This window comes from Streptomyces wuyuanensis (assembly GCF_900103455.1).
In the GTDB taxonomy this organism is placed as follows: domain Bacteria; phylum Actinomycetota; class Actinomycetes; order Streptomycetales; family Streptomycetaceae; genus Streptomyces; species Streptomyces wuyuanensis.
The window spans coordinates 1-15,113 of record NZ_FNHI01000018.1 but is presented as its reverse complement, the minus strand read 5'-3'; the positions used below and the strand labels follow the sequence as shown (position 1 = coordinate 15,113).

The window sequence follows — 15,113 nt, the reverse complement described above, 5'->3', positions numbered from 1 at the left end:
GACGGTGCGGTTGTGGGATCTGTCGACGGGTTCGCCGGTCGGTGAGCCGTTGGTCGGCCATACCGGTGCCGTGAACGCGGTGGCGTGTACCGTTCTGAACGGTGTTTCCCTCGTGGTGACCGGCAGCGACGACGAGACGGTGCGGTTGTGGGATCTGTCGACGGGTTCGCCGGTCGGTGAGCCGTTGGTCGGCCATACCGGTGCGGTGAACGCGGTGGCGTGCACGGTTCTGAACGGTGTTCCCCACGCGGTGACCGGCGGCACCGACGACAAGGTGCGGGTGTGGGATCTGACTTCCGGCACGCTGGTGGCCCGCCCCCTGAGCGGCCACAGCAACACGGTGCGTGCGGTGGCGTGCACCTCCCTCGAGGGTGCACCGATCGCGGTCAGCGGCAGCATCGACCACACGGTCCGGCTGTGGGACCTGTCCACGGGCGCACTCGTCGGCCGGCCCCTCACCGACCAGGCCGGCCCGGTCTACGCGGTGGCGTGCACGGTTCTGGACGGCGCTCCGATTGCCGTGACCGGCAGTCATGACGGGACGGTGCGGTTGTGGGACCTGTCGACGGGTTCGCCGGTCGGTGAGCCGTTGGCCGGCCATACCGGTGCGGTGAACGCCGTGGCCTGCGCGGTTCTGGACGGCGCTCCGATGGCTGTGACCGCCAGTCACGACGCGACCGTACGGTTGTGGAACCTGCGCACAGGCGAGCCCGCAGGTCTCATCGCGGCCACCAGTCCTCAAGCCGTGGCGCTGACAGCAGACGGGCAACTCGCCGTGGGCATGGGCCAAGACGTGGCGGTCTTCACCCGGTGTTCGCGTCAAACCCGGCGAGACGTCGGCAGGCGCACCTGGTGAGCTCGAGGGTTTCCCGGAGGCGTTCGCCTTCCTCGGGGCAGAGAAGTCCGGCGGCGCTGTCCTTGATCAGGCAGGCGAGTTCGTCGGTGGTGAAGGCGGAGCTGACCTCGTCATCGGGTTCGACCTTCACCAGCCGCGGCAGGGCATGGGCGAAGGCGGTGGTGCCGAAGACGACGGGGGGTTACAGGTCGGAGCGCACGACGGTGACGGGGCAATGTGCGTGGTGGAGAACGGCCTGGCTGACCGAACCAAGGAGCATGCCGGTGAAGCCGCCGCGTCCGCGTGCGCCGACCGCCATCAGCTGCGCGCTGCCGCTTGCCTCGATCAAGGCCGGACGGGTCCGCCCGTGGACCAGGGAGGTACGTACGGTGAGCTCCGGGTACCGCTCGGGGTGCCCGGACAGCGCCTCGACAAGGACGCGTTCCTCCTCTGCCCGGAGCCGGTCTGCATCACCGATCAGGTCCACCGGGTCCACCGGATCGCCGAAGCGGTGCTCGCCGTGGTCGGCCCAGGTGGACCACGCGTGCAATGCCAGCAGGTCCGCGCCTCTCAGCGCGGCCTCGGCGAAGGCGAACGCGACGGCTGCCTGTCCCTGCGGGGAGCCGTCCACGGCTACCACCACCGGCCCGGCCGGTTCCGGTCGGCCCCGCACCACCATCACCGGACATCGGGCGTGGGCGCTCAGATGGACCGCGGTCGAGCCCAGCAGCAGCTCGCGGAAGCGCCCTGACCCGCGGTGGCCCACCACTATGAGCTGCGCGGAGCGCGACTGTGCTGCCAAGACGGTCAGTGCCTCACCCGTGATCACCGCGTGGCTCACCTCTGCTCCCGGTGCTGCGGTCCTGGCCCGCTCGACCGCTTCCGCCAGCAGATGTTCCACCGCTTCCCGCAGGCCCCCGGTGGGAGGACCGAGCGGCGAGGCGCCGCGCGGGGCGTGCATGGCCGGCCACGTGAATGCATGAACCACGCGCAGTTCCACATCCCGCATCCGTACCTCGCGCGCTGCGGCGTCCACGGCGGCGAGCGCGGAAGGAGAGCCGTCCACGCCAACGACGACCGGCCCACTCATCGCTTCGCATCTTTCTGCTGACAGGCATAGAAGGAGGGGCGGAGGCGGCACCGCCTCTGCCCCTCCAGCTTCCCCCGCAGTCGCACGATCCGCCATGAATGCACCGGCTCCCAATCCGGTGCCCTGTTGCCCTCCCGCCTTGGCCTCGCTACCAGTAGTGAGGGGCAGCGTGATCCCCTGTGAGCTGACAAGCGGGGTGCCGCGGCGGATCAGAGCCGCACTCCCGATGGCCACAGCCACCGTGCGCCGACTCCCGACCCCCATCGGGGCTCTTCGTCCGCCCACCGCCCGGCGGTGTAGGTCACGGCAGAGTGCAGCGGGAGAAGGAAGAGGTTGGGGTGGGCAGCGACTGCACCACGAGGAGGAAGCGCTGGTGGCCGTCGATTCTGGCCAATCTGGGGACTGCGTGCCACCGCACCGGGACTGCATGCTCGCGACGTCCCTGCCCTGAACGACGTCGGCGTCGGCCTTCCAGGACTGATTCGGCCGCATACGCCGCTTCGCGGCCGCAGGCCGGGACGGTCCAAGCCAGCCTTCCGGGCGAAGCCCTTCAGTGCGCCCTCCCCATCGAGTTCTACAGTGCTGTAGATTCCCCCCTGTCGCGCAAATGCGACACCGGGCCGTCAGGCCCCCGAGCACCAGGAGGACACCGGTGGGAATCGATCTCAGCAAGGGCCAGCAGATCAGCCTGGAGAAGCCCGGTGGCGGCACGCTGAGCGTGGTACGGATGGGGCTGGGATGGCAGGCCGCCCCGCGCAAGGGATTCCTCGCCCGGATGACCGCCCGGGAAATCGACCTGGATGCCTCGGCAGTGCTCTTCACCGGGAAGGAGCCAGTGGACGTGGTGTTCTTCCAGCAGCTGGTGAGCAAGGACGGATCGGTGCGGCACACCGGTGACAATCTCGTGGGCGGCGCCGGCCAGGGCGGGGACGACGAGTCCATCCTCGTGGACCTGGCGCGGGTGCCGGTGCAGGTCGACCAGATCGTCTTCACGGTCAACTCCTTCACCGGGCAGACCTTCGCCGAGGTGGAGAACGCCTTCTGCCGCCTCATCGACGAGAACAACGGTCAGGAACTGGCCCGCTACACCCTCTCCGGCGGCGGCAAGTACACCGCACAGGTCATGGCCAAGGTCCACCGCTCCGCAGCAGGCTGGAGCATGTCCGCCATCGGGGAACCGGCCGACGGCCGCACCTTCAAGGACCTCCTGCCCGCCGTCGCCTCCCACCTCTGACTTCACCTGGCGGCAACAAGCCCGAGCCAGCTGCCGGCCGACTCCGACAGCAGGCACCGCGCCCCTACCTTCCGGAGGGAAGGACCATGCTCGGCATCAGCGAGATAGCGATCATCTGCATCATCGTCATCCTGATCCTCGGGGCGAAGAAGCTCCCCGAACTCGCCCGCTCCATGGGCAAGTCCGCACGCATCCTCAAGAGCGAGGCCCGCGCAATGAAAAGCGAGAGCGGTGCCCGGTCGTCCGGTGAACCGCCTTCGGGCGGAGACGCCAAGCAGATCATCGAAGTGGCACCCGGCGACGTGATCAGCCCCCAGGCCACCGGCCAGAACAGCACCTTCGTCCCACGGCACTGAAGGCCTCTCCCTAACGCCTTCGGGCTTGGCACCTTTGCCGCTGCGGGGAAGACCTCGGCCCTGGGCATATCGGCTGGATCACTCTCGGCATCACCTTGGCGTCAGCCGGTGCCCTCACCACGATGGCCGATGCGGCCCATATCCTTCCTGGCCCCGGCCTCCCCTTGCTCGCCGTCGGAATAGCCTCCTCGTCGACCCGCATCATGTCTCCGGCCGACCTCCCGCTCCACATGCTCCCGCGGGCGCGATGACGGACACTCCTGATAAGGGTCGGTGTATCTCGCACGGCCCTCAGTGAGGTGTTCGGCGTGCTTGCGGTCCCGCTCTGGCTGTGGGGGGCGTTCGCCGCGACGGTGGTCGTGTCGCTCGCGGTAGACCTGCTGTCCCACCGCACCGCGCACGTCATCCGCTTCAAGGAGGCAGCCGCCTGGAGCAGCCTGTGGGTGAGCCTCGCCCTGATCTTCGGGGCCGTCGTCTTCCTCGTCCTCGGAACCACCGCCGGCACCGAATACACGACGGCCTGGCTGCTGGAGAAGAGCCTGTCGGTCGACAACCTGTTCGTCTTCGCCATCATCTTCGCCTACTTCAAAGTGCCCCGCGCCTACCAGCACCGCGTGCTGTTCTTCGGCGTCATCGGCGCTCTCGTCTTCCGCGGGATCTTCCTCTCCCTCGGCGTGGCCGTGGTCAGCCGTTTCACCGCCGTGCTCTTCGTCTTCGCGGCGGTCCTCTTCTACAGCACCTACAAGCTCCTCAAGGGCGAGGAGGAGAGCTTCGACCCGGGCAGGAGCTTCGCCGTGCGGATGCTCCGCAAGCTCATCCCGGTGCGCGACGAATACGCCGGGGCGAAGTTCTTCGTCAAGGAAGCCGGCAAACGGATGGCGACCCCGCTGCTCGCGGTAGTCGCCGCCATCGAGGCTGCCGACCTGATCTTCGCCGTCGACAGCGTTCCCGCCGTCCTCGCCGTCAGCGACGACGCGTTCATCGTCTACACCAGCAACGCGTTCGCCATCCTTGGCCTGCGAGCCCTCTACTTCATGCTCGCCGGGCTCCTGGACCGCTTCCACTACCTGAACAAGGGCCTGGCGATCATCCTCGCCTTCATCGGGGTGAAGCTCATCCTCCAGGCGTCGCACAAGATGATCAGCCCCAGTATCCCGGAGATACCCTCACCGATCAGCCTCGCGGTCATCGTCGTCGTCCTCACGGGTTCTGTGGTGCTCAGCCTCAGAAGGCCCTCCCCGATAGTCGCTCTGGAACGGGCTGGCGAACAGGGGGATGCCGCCGCGGCCACCGAGCAGCCCGGGGCGCCCAGCTCACCACTCGTGGTGGATGACCCTGAGCCCTCCGTCGGCTCGTCAGGTCGGGACGGTGAAGCCCGCCAGCTGTCGGGTCGGCGAGGAGGCAGGCCACTTCCCGACCCGCCAGTACGGGCATATCGTAAAGAAATGGTCAAAATGAAGCGTGAGTCCGACACGTACGTGTGTCCGACCTGCGAGAAGTCCGTGCCTGCCGCAGTCCACCGCCACAAGACCCTCGGGGTGAACGTTCCCGTGTGGGGTCCGGGTGCCTGTCAGAACCGCGACTGTCCCGACTTCAGGTTGGACCCCCGTCACAAGCAGTCCTCGACCCGGTAACGAGATCGACGGCCCGGTCGTCGGGCCCCCGATATGGCTGCATGATCCCCATGGAGCCGATGCCTTTGCGAGTGCGGGGGAGTCGCGGGCTCTCCCCTGCAGGGCGGCCTCTGTGGCGGCGCCGCTGCTTGAACTCGCCGTGTTCGCTCAGTCTGGCCCGCTACCCGGCAAGCCGGTCCCACAATCCGGCTACCCGACATTTGAGGCGTCCGGCCAGGGCCGCTCGTGGGTCGGGCGTGCCGCTGGCTCGTGCAGTGCGGTCAGACGGCTCTACCGAAGTCACACCAATTGCGGCCCCATGAGCCGGACGATGAGGTCGTCGAGGCTGACCAGCCCGGTGAGCGTGCCGCTGTGGTCGCGTACGACGGCAAGTGAGGCGCGGCGCTGCCGGAGTTGTTCGACCGCGTGCGAGACGGTGTCGTCGCCTGTCAGCTCGGGGACGGGGCGAGCAAGCTCACGGGCGGTCAGGACGCGGCCGCGGGTGCGGGCGACGAGCGCGTCGCGGGCGTGGACCGAGCCGAGGACCTGCTCGCCGTCGCGGACGAGGAGGCGGGAGCGGTCGGCCGCGGCGGCCTGGGCGAGGATCGTGTCGGGGTCCGCGTCGGCGGCGACGGTCACGATGTCCTGCGCCGGGACCTGGAGATCCGCGACTGGAGTCTGCGGTTCGGTGAGGGAGCGGGTGATCAGGCCGGAGTCGGTGGTGTTGATCAGGCCGAGGCGCTCGGATTCCTCGACCAGGTGGGTGAGCTGTTCGCGGTTGTGTACGGCGGTCAGCTCGTCGCGGGGCTGCACGCGGCACATGCGTACCAGCGCGTTGCTGACCTTGTTGAGAAGCCAGATCAGCGGCCGTACGGCCTTGACGAGGGCGCGGAAGGGCGGGGTGAGGAGCATCGCTGAGCGTTCCGGGTGGGCGATGGCCCAGGACTTGGGGGCCATTTCACCGACGACCATGTGCAGAAAGACGACGATGATCATGGCGAGGGCGAAGGCGATGCCGTAGCTCAGCCCGGCAGGCAGGCCGAGTTTCTCCAGGAGCGGTTCGACCTGGTGGGAGATGGCGGGCTTGGAGATCGAGCCCAGGCCCAGGGTGCAGATGGTGATGCCGAGCTGGGCGCCGGCGAGCATCAGGGACAGCTCGCGCATGCCGGCGAGTGCGGCCTTGGCGCCGCGCTGCCCCTCGGCGGCGGCCTTCTCCATGCGGTGCCGCTTGGCGGCGACCAGGGCGAATTCGGCGGCGACGAAGAAGCCGCTGCCGATCAGCAGCAGAACGGTGACGAAGAGTGCCATCGGGAAACTCATGCCTGCGGCTCCTGCTTCCGGGCCTGGTCCTGCTCGGTGGTGAGGCGCTCGATGCGTACGCGCTCGGGGACGTGTCGGTCGAGGCCCAGGACCTCGACGTGGGCCTGGCTGCGGTCCCGCAGGTCGACGGTGAGGCGGTCACCGATCGCCGGGAAGCGTCCGAGGCGGTCGATGATCAGGCCGGCCACGGTGTCGTAGTCGTCCTCCTCGGGCAGGCCGATGCCGATGGCGTCCTCGACCTCGTCGAGGCGGCGGCCGGCGTCCACCAGCCAGCCGTTCCCGTCGGCGACCGCGAGATCGACGACGGTGTCGGTCTCGTCCGCGATGTCGCCGACCAATTCCTCGGCGATGTCCTCGTAGGTGACGATGCCGGCGACGCCGCCGTGCTCGTCCAGGACGACCGCGAACTCGTCGTCCCGCTCACGCATCTGGGCGACCGCCTGGGGCAGCGGGAGCGTGTCGGGCAGCAGCAGGGGCCGGCGGGCCGCCTCGCGCGCGGTGGTGTGCTCGAAGCGGTCGGCGGGCAGGTGCATCAGCTCCCGTACGCCGAGGACACCGGTGATGTCGTCCGGGTGGTCGCCGAAGACGGGGTAGTTGGAGTGGCCGTGCTTGGCGATCAGCTCGACGGCCTCGGCGAGGGTCGCGTCCGTGCGTACGAACACGGCGTCAGCGCGCGGCACCATCACTTCGTCCAGGGTGCGCTCGGAGAACTCCAGGGCGTGGTCGAGGAGTTCGGCGGTGTCGGCGGGCAGCTGGCCCTGCTCGTGGGATTCGCCGATCAGGTGGCTGAGTTCCTCGAGGGTGGCGCCGTGGTGCAGCTCCTCGACCGGTTCGATGCCGACCTTGCGCAGGAGCTTGTTCGCGGCGCCGTCGAAGATGTGTACCACCGGGCCGACGATCTTCAAGTAGATGAGGGTGGAGGAGGCGAGGGACTTGGCGAGGCGTTCGGGGACGGCCAGCGCCAGGTTCTTGGGCGCCAGCTCGCCCAGAACCATCTGCAGCACCGTGGCCAGCATGAAGGCGAGGACGACGGAGATCGCCGAGACGGTGCCGTCGGACAGGCCGAGGCCGTCCAGCACGGGCTTGAGGAGCGCGGAGACGGACGGCTCTGCGAGGAATCCGACGACCAGTCCGGTGACGGTGATGCCCAGCTGGGCGCCGGACAGCATGAAGGAGAGCCGTCCGAGGACCTGGACGGCGCGGGCGGCGCGCTTGTCGCCCGCGTCGGCCTCACGGGCCAGGGCGAGACGGTCGGCCGCGACGTAGGCGAACTCCTGGGCGACGAAGTAGCCGGTCCCGGCAGTCAGCACGAGGACGGCCAGCAGCCCCAGTACGGCGCTCATCGGCCACCCCGAATGCCGTGATCACGTGCGGTCCGGCGAGGCGGCCGGGAACCGCGCTCCAGCATGCCGGGGTCCGTCGGTCTGGCGGACAAGATAGTGCTCCTTCTCAAAGGTGCGGGCCTGGGAATACCTGGCCCGAGTATCGGTGAAAGGCGAGCACGGACTGCGGTTTGGCAGCTGCGCGCTTGGGGGTCTGTCAGGTGGTGGCGGCCGGGCCGACCAGCTCCTCCAGGACGTCCTCCATGGTGACGAAGCCAAGGACATTGCCCCCGTCGCCAGCGACCGCGGCGAGATGGCCGCCGGCCGCGCGCAGGGCGGTCAGGGTGTCGTCCAGCGGGGTGTCGATACGTACCCGGGTCACCGCGTGCAGTGACGACCGCGGAAACGGTCTGTCCCGGTCGTCCACGCCGAGGGTGTCCATGATGTGGAGGTAGCCCAGCACGGCGCCGGTCGGGCCGGCGACCGGGAAGCGGGAGAGTCCGGCAGCGGCGGCGGTGCGCTCCAGCTGGGCCGGGGGGACCCGGTGATCGACCGTGATCATCTCCTGCACGGGGACGAGGATCTCGCCGACCGGGCGGGTGCCGAGCCCCAGGGCGTCCCGCAGCCGCTCGCTGTCCGCGGGCGACAGGAGCCCGGCGTCGCCGGTGTCGCGGACCATCCGGGCGAGCTCGTCGTCGGTGAAGACGGAGGCGACCTCGTCCTTCGGCTCGACCTTCAGCAGCCGCAGCAGCAGCCCGAAGCGGCGGACGAACCGGTTCGCTGTGCCGTTGAGGTGCCGAATGAACGGGCCGAAGGCGGCGGTGACGCCACGCTGCGGGCCGGCCACGGCCTTGGCGACAGCCAGGGGACGGGAGATCGCCCAGTTCTTCGGCGCCAGCTCGCCGACGACCATCAGCACGACCGTGGAGACGGCCACCCCCAGCACGGTGGCGACGGAGGAGGCGGCCACGCCCAGGCCGATGGCCTCGAGCGGGCCGCGCAACAGTGTCGCGAGGGACGGCTCGGCGAGCACGCCGATCACCAGAGAGGTGACGGTGATGCCGAGCTGGGCACCGGGCAGCTGGAAGGTGAGGCGGCGGACCGCCTTGAGCGCGCCGTCGGCTCCTCGCTCCCCGGCCTCGGCTGCCCGCTCCAGCGCGCCGCGCTCGACCGTGGTCAGGGAGAACTCGGCCGCGACGAACACCGCGCAGGCCAGGGTCAGGAGCAGCAGCAGGACTTCGGTCACCGTGCCACCCCCGATCCCTCGCGCATATGGCGTGGGCAGGCAGCGGCACGGCTGGTACTGGGAGGCTCACCCATTGCGGGTCCGTCGCTCCTTCTCGAACTTGTGGAAGACAGTGGGCGCAGGAGTGCGTATATCTACACCCACTGTAAAGGGTCGGCAAAGGCCCCTCGATGAGGGTGTGTGCATCGCGCCTTCGCTGCTTTTCGGACGTTCCCCCTGGCGAGTCGCCCAGATGTTGCCCGCGAGCGGCGTCGGACCCCTATGCTTCTACACGCGTGTAGAAAACGCGCGAGGTGGCCCGGACGCTCCTGGCCGCCTCGTGGGCGACGGTGGTCGGCGGGGAGGGGCGTGCCGGTGAGCACAGTGTCAGCCGTCGGACGCAGCCGCCCGTCCGGTTCGCCCGCCCCATCCATTGTCATTCCCCTGGGAGGGACGTCGTGGCTTCGATCGATCTGGACAAGGTGCTGGACAAGGCGTGGGCGGACAAGAGCCTGCCGGAGATACTCGCCGCCCCGGTATCGGCGCTGAAAGGTGTCTCGGACCGGGACGGCGAGCTCCTCCAGGAGGCGTTCGGCGTCAAGACGGTCGCCGACCTGGCCGATCTGAAGTACGCGCGCTGGGCGCAGGCCCTGACTGCCTTGGACGTCTCTGCCAAGTGACCATCTCCCGCCGGCCGGTGGACGTTCCATCAGGGGCCTGCCGGCCGGCGCTGAAGAACCACACGTACACGTGAAGGAGTGAACGCCGCGATGGTGTTCAAAAGGCTTCTCGGCTCGCTCGGCGTGGGCGGCCCCACCGTGGACACGGTCCCGGACCACGGCGCAGCAGCACCCGGTCGGCCCCTGACCGGGCAGATCCATCTCAAAGGCGGCGACGTCGGCTTCGACGTCGAGCACATCACCCTCGAACTCGTGGCCCGTGTTGAGGCCGAGACGCATGAGGGGGAACACGAAGGCGCCGTCGTCTTCGACCGGTTCACCGTCGGCAGCGGCTTCCGCCTCGCCGAGAGCGAGCAGCGCAGCATCCCGTTCAGCGTGATGCTGCCCTGGGAGACCCCGATCACCGAGCTGCACGGGCAGAGCCTGGGTGTCGTGCTCGGGGTGCGCACCGAACTCGCGGTGGACGGCGCCAAAGACAAGGGCGACCTCGACCCGCTCCACGTGCACCCGCTGCCCGTCCAGGAAGCAATCCTCGAAGCCTTCGGGCAGCTGGGCTACGGCTTCAAGTCCGCCGACCTCGAACTGGGCCGCATCGGGGGCACCGGCCAGCAACTGCCCTTCTACCAGGAGATCGAGCTCACCCCGTCGCCCGAGTACGCGCACACGGTCAGCGAGATCGAACTGACCTTCCTCGCGAACCCTGTTGGCATGGAGGTAGTGCTGGAGGCCGACAAGCGCGACGGCCTCTTCTCCGAAGGGCATGACGCCCTCAACCGGCACGTCGTCAGCCACGAGGGCGCAGCCCAACGCGACTGGAACGCCGTCGTCAGCTCCTGGATCAGCCGGCTTGTCGAGCACCACGCTTCCTACGGCACCCACAGCTCCAACGGGCACCACGACCCGTACGGCAGCCACGCCCACAAGGATCATCACGCCCACGGTGACCACCACCACGGCGGCAGTCACCACCGCTCCGGGCCCGGCACGGGCACCGTCGTCGCCGCAGGCGCCGCCGGACTCGCGGTGGGCGTCGTCGGCGGCATGGTCGCCGCCGAAGTCGTCGACGAGATCGGCGACGCTTTCGAAGGCGACGAGGAGGAGAGCGGGGAGGAAGAGGCGTAACGGCCGCGCTCCCGGCTTTCGCCCGGCCGTCCCGTGACCGTCCGCCTCGAGCGTGGCGGTGTCCGCAGCGGGAACCCGCATCCCAGGGGCAACCGAGAGGGCCACGTGTATGGAGATCTCAGGGATCATCAGTGCGATCGTGTTCGGCATCGTCATCGGCACGCTGGGGCGTCTCGTGGTGCCGGGTCGGCAGCGCATCGGCGTGCTCTGGACGATCGCCGTCGGCATAGTGGCGGCCTTGGTCGGTAGCGGCATCGCCGTCGGCCTGGGGGCCGCGGACACCAAGGGCGTCGACTGGATCGAGTGGCTCATCCAGATCGCGCTGGCCGCCGTGGGTGTGGCCGCACTCGGGCGTTTCAAGGCGCGCAGCTGATCGGGCCGCCGGAGGGGCTGCTGTCGCCGGGGGCGACGGCAGCCCTTGCCATCGTCCAGTGGCCCGGCTACATCGGGGTGGCCGCATGCAGGATGAAGAAGAGCGTGATAGCCGAGTTCGCCGAGGACAGCGCCGATGCCGTGGTCCCCGCGGCGGCTGCCCAGGCGGCCATGCCCACCGCGGTGAACACCGGCGGCCAGATGCGCCCGGCGGGGGCCGGCCCGAGCAGGGCGGCGACCCGGCGCGGCACCGGACCCCCCGTCGCATGCGCGAGCGTCGCGATCGGCGCCCCCCGGGAAAACAGCGCGGACTTCCCGATCGCCGTCGCCACGGTGCGCCGGCTGCCGACCTGAGTGGCCGCGTCCTCGTCCGCCCACCGCTCGGCGGTATAGGAGACAGCGGTACGCAGCGGGCGCAGGAACGGATTGGCCCGCGCAGCAAGCTGTACGGTCAGCAGAAACCGGTGGTGCCGGTGGGTCAGGTGAGCGCGCTCATGCGCGAACAGGGCCCTGCGCTCAACCGAGTTCAGCCCGGTCAGCATCGCGGTCGTGACCACGATCCGGTCCCGCCTGCCGGGCAGTGCGTACGCGTACGGCATTGCGTCGGGCACCACCGCCACCGGCGTGGCAGGCAGCCCCTCAAGTGCACGCTCCGCACGGCGGCGCACGCGGTGATGCCGCCACGCCGCCCTCACGCAGGAGGCGATTACGGCGATCAGGGCCGGGATGGCGACCTTGCCCGCCACTTCGTCGTAGGGCACCGCCTCACGGACCTCCGGATCCGACCAGCCGTCCGGCAACGGGTTCCCGGGCAGTTGGGCAGTGCCGACCACCATCAACAACGCCAGACACAAGGTGCTGCATACCGCGAGCACCCCCGCGACGCCGGTCAGCAGCCAGGTCGCCGCGCGGGGGTGGAGGTGCTGTTCGGCCAGACGGGCGATCGGCCAGGCCGTTAAGGGCAGGACCAGCGGCAGGAAGACGAAGACCCCCATGGCGTCAGTGTTCCTCGTCTCCTGGTTCCTGTGCCAGCAACTCGCGCAGCAGCCGCTCGTCCCGCGCCGACAGCGCAGTCACGAAGCTCGCCAGCACGGCCTCCCGGTCGCTCTCACCGTCCAGGACCCTGCGCATCCGCAGGGCGGCGAGCCCGGCCTTGTCGGCGACCGCGGTCCACTCGAATGACCGGCCTGCCCGCTCCCGGGCAACCGCTCCCTTGGCGTGCAGCCGGGTCAGAATCGTCATCACCGTGGTGTAGGCAAGGTCGCCGCCCAGGCGTTCCTGCACCCACGCCGCGGTGACCGCCCCGGGAGCCTGACGCAGCGCGGCGAGCACCTGCGCCTCCAGCTCGCCCTGGCCCCGCCGGCGCGGAGACTGCTCGGTGCCGCCCGTGTTCCGGTCCGTCATGCCGTCAACCTCCCGCCTCCTGGTCCCGCCTGCCGCCGCGGACGCCCCATCGTACTGACTCGCCGCCTGCGGCTCCCGCTCGTTTCGCCTGGAGGAGCCGCAAGGCAAGGTGACTGCCCAGCGCAGTCGTTGCCCGTTGCCCTCAACCCGGTCGCCGGCCCTTCCCGGCCTGAAAATCAGGCCTTGGAACCAATTTCGGCCTCTTTGCGCCAAGGTAGCCCCCACAGGGCTTACACCGTGGCCGCCGACATCTATTATCTACAGTCGTGTAGAAGATGCGCGGTGAGGGCTGGCGCGGCGATACATCCGAGTGCGTGGACAAGGCGTGGGCGCCAAGGCCCTGTCCGGGAATACCCGCGGGCGACGGTCTCCTCGCTGAACGGCGTGTCCGACCGTGACGGCGAGCTGAGGGGAGCCTTCGGCGTTACCACGATCGCAGAGCCGGCCGAGACGGAGCGCCTCTGCTGTTCCCGGGTGCCGGCCGGCGAGCTCAAGCTGCGAAGCCGCGTGGACTCGCACCACGGCGCGGTTCCGCGGGCTGGTGCTCACCGGGCATCCGCACCTCCTGCAGGCACATCGCACATGAAGGAGTGAGCGCCACGATGGTGTTCAAGAAGCTTTGCGGCTCGCTCGGCGTCGGCCCCACGGTCCACATGGCCCTCGACGCCGGCCCCGCGCTGCCCGGCGGCAGTCTCACGGGTCAGGTCCACCTCAACGGCGGCAACGCCGACTTCGACATCGAGCGCATCACCTTGGAACTGGTGGCCCGAGTGGGCGCGGCGACGGACGGTAGTGGGACGGGAGCCGCCATCGGGTTCAAACGCTTCTCCGTCGCAGGCGGACTCCGCCTCGCCGAGGGCGAGCAGCGCAGCATTCCGTTCAGGGCGGCCCTGCCGTGGGAGGTCCCGATCACCGAGTTGTACGGGCAGCCGCTGGGCATCGGGCTCGGTGTGCGCACCGAGCTGGTCGTGGCAGGCGTGAAGAGCAAGGGTGACGTGGACCCACTGATGGTTCGTCCCCTGCCTGTCCAGGAGGCCATACTGGACACCCTCGGCCAGCTCGGCTTCGGTCTCAGGTCTGCCGATCTCGAGTACGGGCACATCCACGGCACTGGCCAGCTGTTGCCCTTCTACCAGGAGATCAAGCTCACTTCGGCGCCCCGGTACAAGCACGTCATGCGGGAGCTGGAGGTCACGTTCCTGGCCAACGCCGGCGGCACGGAGGTGGTCCTTGAGGCGGACAAGCCCCGAGGGTTCTTCACCGCCGGCTACGAGGTCGTCAACCGGCACGTCGTCAGCCACGAGGGTGCCACGCACCGCGACTGGAACGCCGTCGTCCACGCCTGGATCCGCCAGATGACCGCCACTCACGGCCACCACACCATCCCGGCCCCGCACGGGCACGGGGACCCGCATGGCGGACGATCACGACCCTGGCCATCACCACGGCGCCCTCCATGACGGCCGCCGTGCCGGCCGGCGCAGGCGTCGGACATCGCCGCAGGCGCTGCCGATGCCCGTGGCCGGCGTCGCGATCGCAGCAGCCGAGGCCGTCGATGAGGTCGCAACTTCTTCAAAGGCGGCGATGAGGACGACAAGCACTGCCCCGCACACTTCTCCGCTGCAGAGGATCCTTCCCGGGCCTGGACGGACGCCGCAGCCCGGGACCGCGCGATGAAGGAGTCTTGCATGGCCCTGTGGGACCGCATCCGGGAGTCAGCGTCGTCACCCCATCTGACAGCACAGAAGCACGAACTCACAAGCGGTATGTTTCGCGACGCGTCCATGGCGATCTGCGCGCTCGTGGCCGCGGCTGACGGAACCCCCGACCCGGCCGAGCGCCAACGAGTGGCTCAGTTGATCGCGACCATCGAAGTACTGCAGAACTTCGCCTTCGACGACCTGCGCAGGCGCTTCGAGGACAACCTCAGCACGCTGACTGCTGACTTCGACTTCGGCAAGGCGGGCGTTCTGAAGGAGATCGCCAAGGCGAAGAGAAGGCCCGCCGAGGCTCGTGCTGTCATTTACATCGGCATCGCCGTCGGCGGTGCCGACGGCCGCTTCGACAAGACCGAACAGGCCGTCGTCCGCGAAGCCTGCCACACCCTCGGCCTTCCACCCCACGACTTCGACCTGTAACCGGCCCGCCTCTTGGCGCGGCCCTGCGCGTCATGGGCGTGAGATGCCTGTGCAGTTCCTAGTAGTACTTCGTTAGGTCGGCTTGGTGGTGTGGTGGTGGTTCGGGCATGGTGGTCCGGTGGACTTGGGGGAAGTTGAGGAATTGCGCGGTGAGTTGGCTGCGTTCGTGGCTGAGGTGTTCGCTTCGGTGCCCCGGCGGGATCAGCGGGCGAAGGGCGACTGCTATCTGCGTGGGCTGATGCTGGAGGGGCGGAGGAAGTCGATCCAGCCGATGGCCGAGCGGCTGCCGGACGGTGACATGCAGGCCTTGCAGCAGTTCGTGAGCCAGTCGCCGTGGGACCACGCGGCGGTGTTGCGGGCGGTTGCGGTCAAGACGGTGCCGGTCGTCGATCCCGTGGTGTG

15 protein-coding genes and 1 pseudogene are annotated in these 15,113 nt (G+C 69.2%); 10 read left to right on the top strand and 6 right to left on the bottom strand.

The window, feature by feature from the left end:
• On the top strand, nt 1-856 hold an 856-nt coding region (locus BLT82_RS37240), incomplete at its 5' end, for a WD40 repeat domain-containing protein (protein ID WP_167746071.1).
• 181 nt (nt 857-1,037) lie between these two features.
• Here the strand turns inward: BLT82_RS37240 and BLT82_RS24430 are convergent.
• Nucleotides 1,038-1,925, bottom strand: coding sequence for a universal stress protein (locus BLT82_RS24430; protein WP_093658431.1), 888 nt, complete (start codon nt 1,923-1,925; stop codon nt 1,038-1,040).
• Nucleotides 1,926-2,577: 652 nt separating this feature from the next.
• On the opposite strand from BLT82_RS24430, the gene BLT82_RS24425 reads away from it, so the two are divergent.
• The 3 genes and pseudogenes from BLT82_RS24425 to BLT82_RS24415 all read left to right on the top strand — a co-directional run.
• Nucleotides 2,578-3,159, top strand: a complete 582-nt coding sequence (locus BLT82_RS24425; RefSeq protein ID WP_093658429.1) for a TerD family protein — start codon at nt 2,578-2,580, stop codon at nt 3,157-3,159.
• An 86-nt stretch (nt 3,160-3,245) separates the two neighbouring features.
• Complete coding sequence (locus tag BLT82_RS24420; protein WP_093658427.1) at nt 3,246-3,515, top strand: twin-arginine translocase TatA/TatE family subunit; 270 nt, start codon at nt 3,246-3,248, stop codon at nt 3,513-3,515.
• A gap of 308 nt (nt 3,516-3,823) precedes the next feature.
• A pseudogene (locus BLT82_RS24415) lies at nt 3,824-4,819 on the top strand (TerC family protein); the annotation flags it as partial.
• Nucleotides 4,820-5,428: 609 nt separating this feature from the next.
• Here the strand turns inward: BLT82_RS24415 and BLT82_RS24410 are convergent.
• The 3 genes from BLT82_RS24410 to BLT82_RS24400 form a co-directional block, all read right to left on the bottom strand.
• The gene (locus BLT82_RS24410; RefSeq protein ID WP_093658425.1) at nt 5,429-6,448 is read right to left on the bottom strand and encodes a hemolysin family protein; all 1,020 of its coding nucleotides are present in this window, start codon (nt 6,446-6,448) and stop codon (nt 5,429-5,431) included.
• On the bottom strand, nt 6,445-7,791 hold the full coding sequence (locus BLT82_RS24405; protein WP_093658423.1) for a hemolysin family protein: 1,347 nt from the start codon (nt 7,789-7,791) through the stop codon (nt 6,445-6,447). Before BLT82_RS24405 ends, BLT82_RS24410 begins: the two co-directional genes overlap by 4 nt.
• Before the next feature lie 196 nt (nt 7,792-7,987).
• The gene (locus tag BLT82_RS24400; RefSeq protein ID WP_093658421.1) at nt 7,988-9,016 is read right to left on the bottom strand and encodes a hemolysin family protein; all 1,029 of its coding nucleotides are present in this window, start codon (nt 9,014-9,016) and stop codon (nt 7,988-7,990) included.
• A gap of 437 nt (nt 9,017-9,453) precedes the next feature.
• On the opposite strand from BLT82_RS24400, the gene BLT82_RS24395 reads away from it, so the two are divergent.
• The 3 genes from BLT82_RS24395 to BLT82_RS24385 all read left to right on the top strand — a co-directional run bounded on the left by BLT82_RS24395 (nt 9,454) and on the right by BLT82_RS24385 (nt 11,170).
• Nucleotides 9,454-9,675 (top strand): hypothetical protein, encoded by a 222-nt coding sequence (locus BLT82_RS24395; RefSeq protein ID WP_093658419.1) that lies wholly within the window; start codon nt 9,454-9,456, stop codon nt 9,673-9,675.
• A 90-nt stretch (nt 9,676-9,765) separates the two neighbouring features.
• Nucleotides 9,766-10,797: a sporulation protein gene (locus BLT82_RS24390; protein WP_093658417.1), complete on the top strand. Its 1,032-nt coding sequence runs from the start codon at nt 9,766-9,768 to the stop codon at nt 10,795-10,797.
• 109 nt (nt 10,798-10,906) lie between these two features.
• Entirely contained in the window at nt 10,907-11,170 is a 264-nt protein-coding gene (locus BLT82_RS24385) for a GlsB/YeaQ/YmgE family stress response membrane protein (protein WP_093658415.1), read from the top strand.
• Between the two features lie 67 nt (nt 11,171-11,237).
• Here the strand turns inward: BLT82_RS24385 and BLT82_RS24380 are convergent, their stop codons facing one another.
• Nucleotides 11,238-12,164 carry a M56 family metallopeptidase gene (locus BLT82_RS24380; RefSeq protein WP_093658413.1) on the bottom strand — a complete coding sequence of 309 codons (927 nt, stop codon included), beginning with the start codon at nt 12,162-12,164 and terminating at the stop codon, nt 11,238-11,240.
• A 4-nt stretch (nt 12,165-12,168) separates the two neighbouring features.
• Complete coding sequence (locus tag BLT82_RS24375; RefSeq protein ID WP_093658411.1) at nt 12,169-12,573, bottom strand: BlaI/MecI/CopY family transcriptional regulator; 405 nt, start codon at nt 12,571-12,573, stop codon at nt 12,169-12,171.
• 602 nt (nt 12,574-13,175) lie between these two features.
• Here BLT82_RS24375 and BLT82_RS24370 point away from each other — a divergent pair.
• From BLT82_RS24370 to BLT82_RS24360, 3 genes are all read left to right on the top strand, one after another.
• The gene (locus BLT82_RS24370) at nt 13,176-14,033 is read left to right on the top strand and encodes a sporulation protein (RefSeq protein ID WP_093658409.1); all 858 of its coding nucleotides are present in this window, start codon (nt 13,176-13,178) and stop codon (nt 14,031-14,033) included.
• 228 nt (nt 14,034-14,261) lie between these two features.
• On the top strand, nt 14,262-14,711 hold the full coding sequence (locus tag BLT82_RS24365) for a tellurite resistance TerB family protein (protein WP_093658407.1): 450 nt from the start codon (nt 14,262-14,264) through the stop codon (nt 14,709-14,711).
• 118 nt (nt 14,712-14,829) lie between these two features.
• Nucleotides 14,830-15,113, top strand: a 284-nt coding sequence (locus BLT82_RS24360; RefSeq protein WP_143041526.1) for a transposase, incomplete at its 3' end; no start/stop codon positions are given.

Coding starts and splice junctions, on each gene's coding strand:
- BLT82_RS24430 (WP_093658431.1), bottom strand. CDS start 1,925: ATGAGTGGGCCGGTCGTCGTTGGCGTGGACGGCTCTCCTTCCGCGCTC.
- BLT82_RS24420 (WP_093658427.1), top strand. CDS start 3,246: ATGCTCGGCATCAGCGAGATAGCGATCATCTGCATCATCGTCATCCTG.
- BLT82_RS24410 (WP_093658425.1), bottom strand. CDS start 6,448: ATGAGTTTCCCGATGGCACTCTTCGTCACCGTTCTGCTGCTGATCGGC.
- BLT82_RS24405 (WP_093658423.1), bottom strand. CDS start 7,791: ATGAGCGCCGTACTGGGGCTGCTGGCCGTCCTCGTGCTGACTGCCGGG.
- BLT82_RS24390 (WP_093658417.1), top strand. CDS start 9,766: ATGGTGTTCAAAAGGCTTCTCGGCTCGCTCGGCGTGGGCGGCCCCACC.
- BLT82_RS24385 (WP_093658415.1), top strand. CDS start 10,907: ATGGAGATCTCAGGGATCATCAGTGCGATCGTGTTCGGCATCGTCATC.
- BLT82_RS24380 (WP_093658413.1), bottom strand. CDS start 12,164: ATGGGGGTCTTCGTCTTCCTGCCGCTGGTCCTGCCCTTAACGGCCTGG.
- BLT82_RS24375 (WP_093658411.1), bottom strand. CDS start 12,573: ATGACGGACCGGAACACGGGCGGCACCGAGCAGTCTCCGCGCCGGCGG.
- BLT82_RS24370 (WP_093658409.1), top strand. CDS start 13,176: ATGGTGTTCAAGAAGCTTTGCGGCTCGCTCGGCGTCGGCCCCACGGTC.
- BLT82_RS24365 (WP_093658407.1), top strand. CDS start 14,262: ATGGCCCTGTGGGACCGCATCCGGGAGTCAGCGTCGTCACCCCATCTG.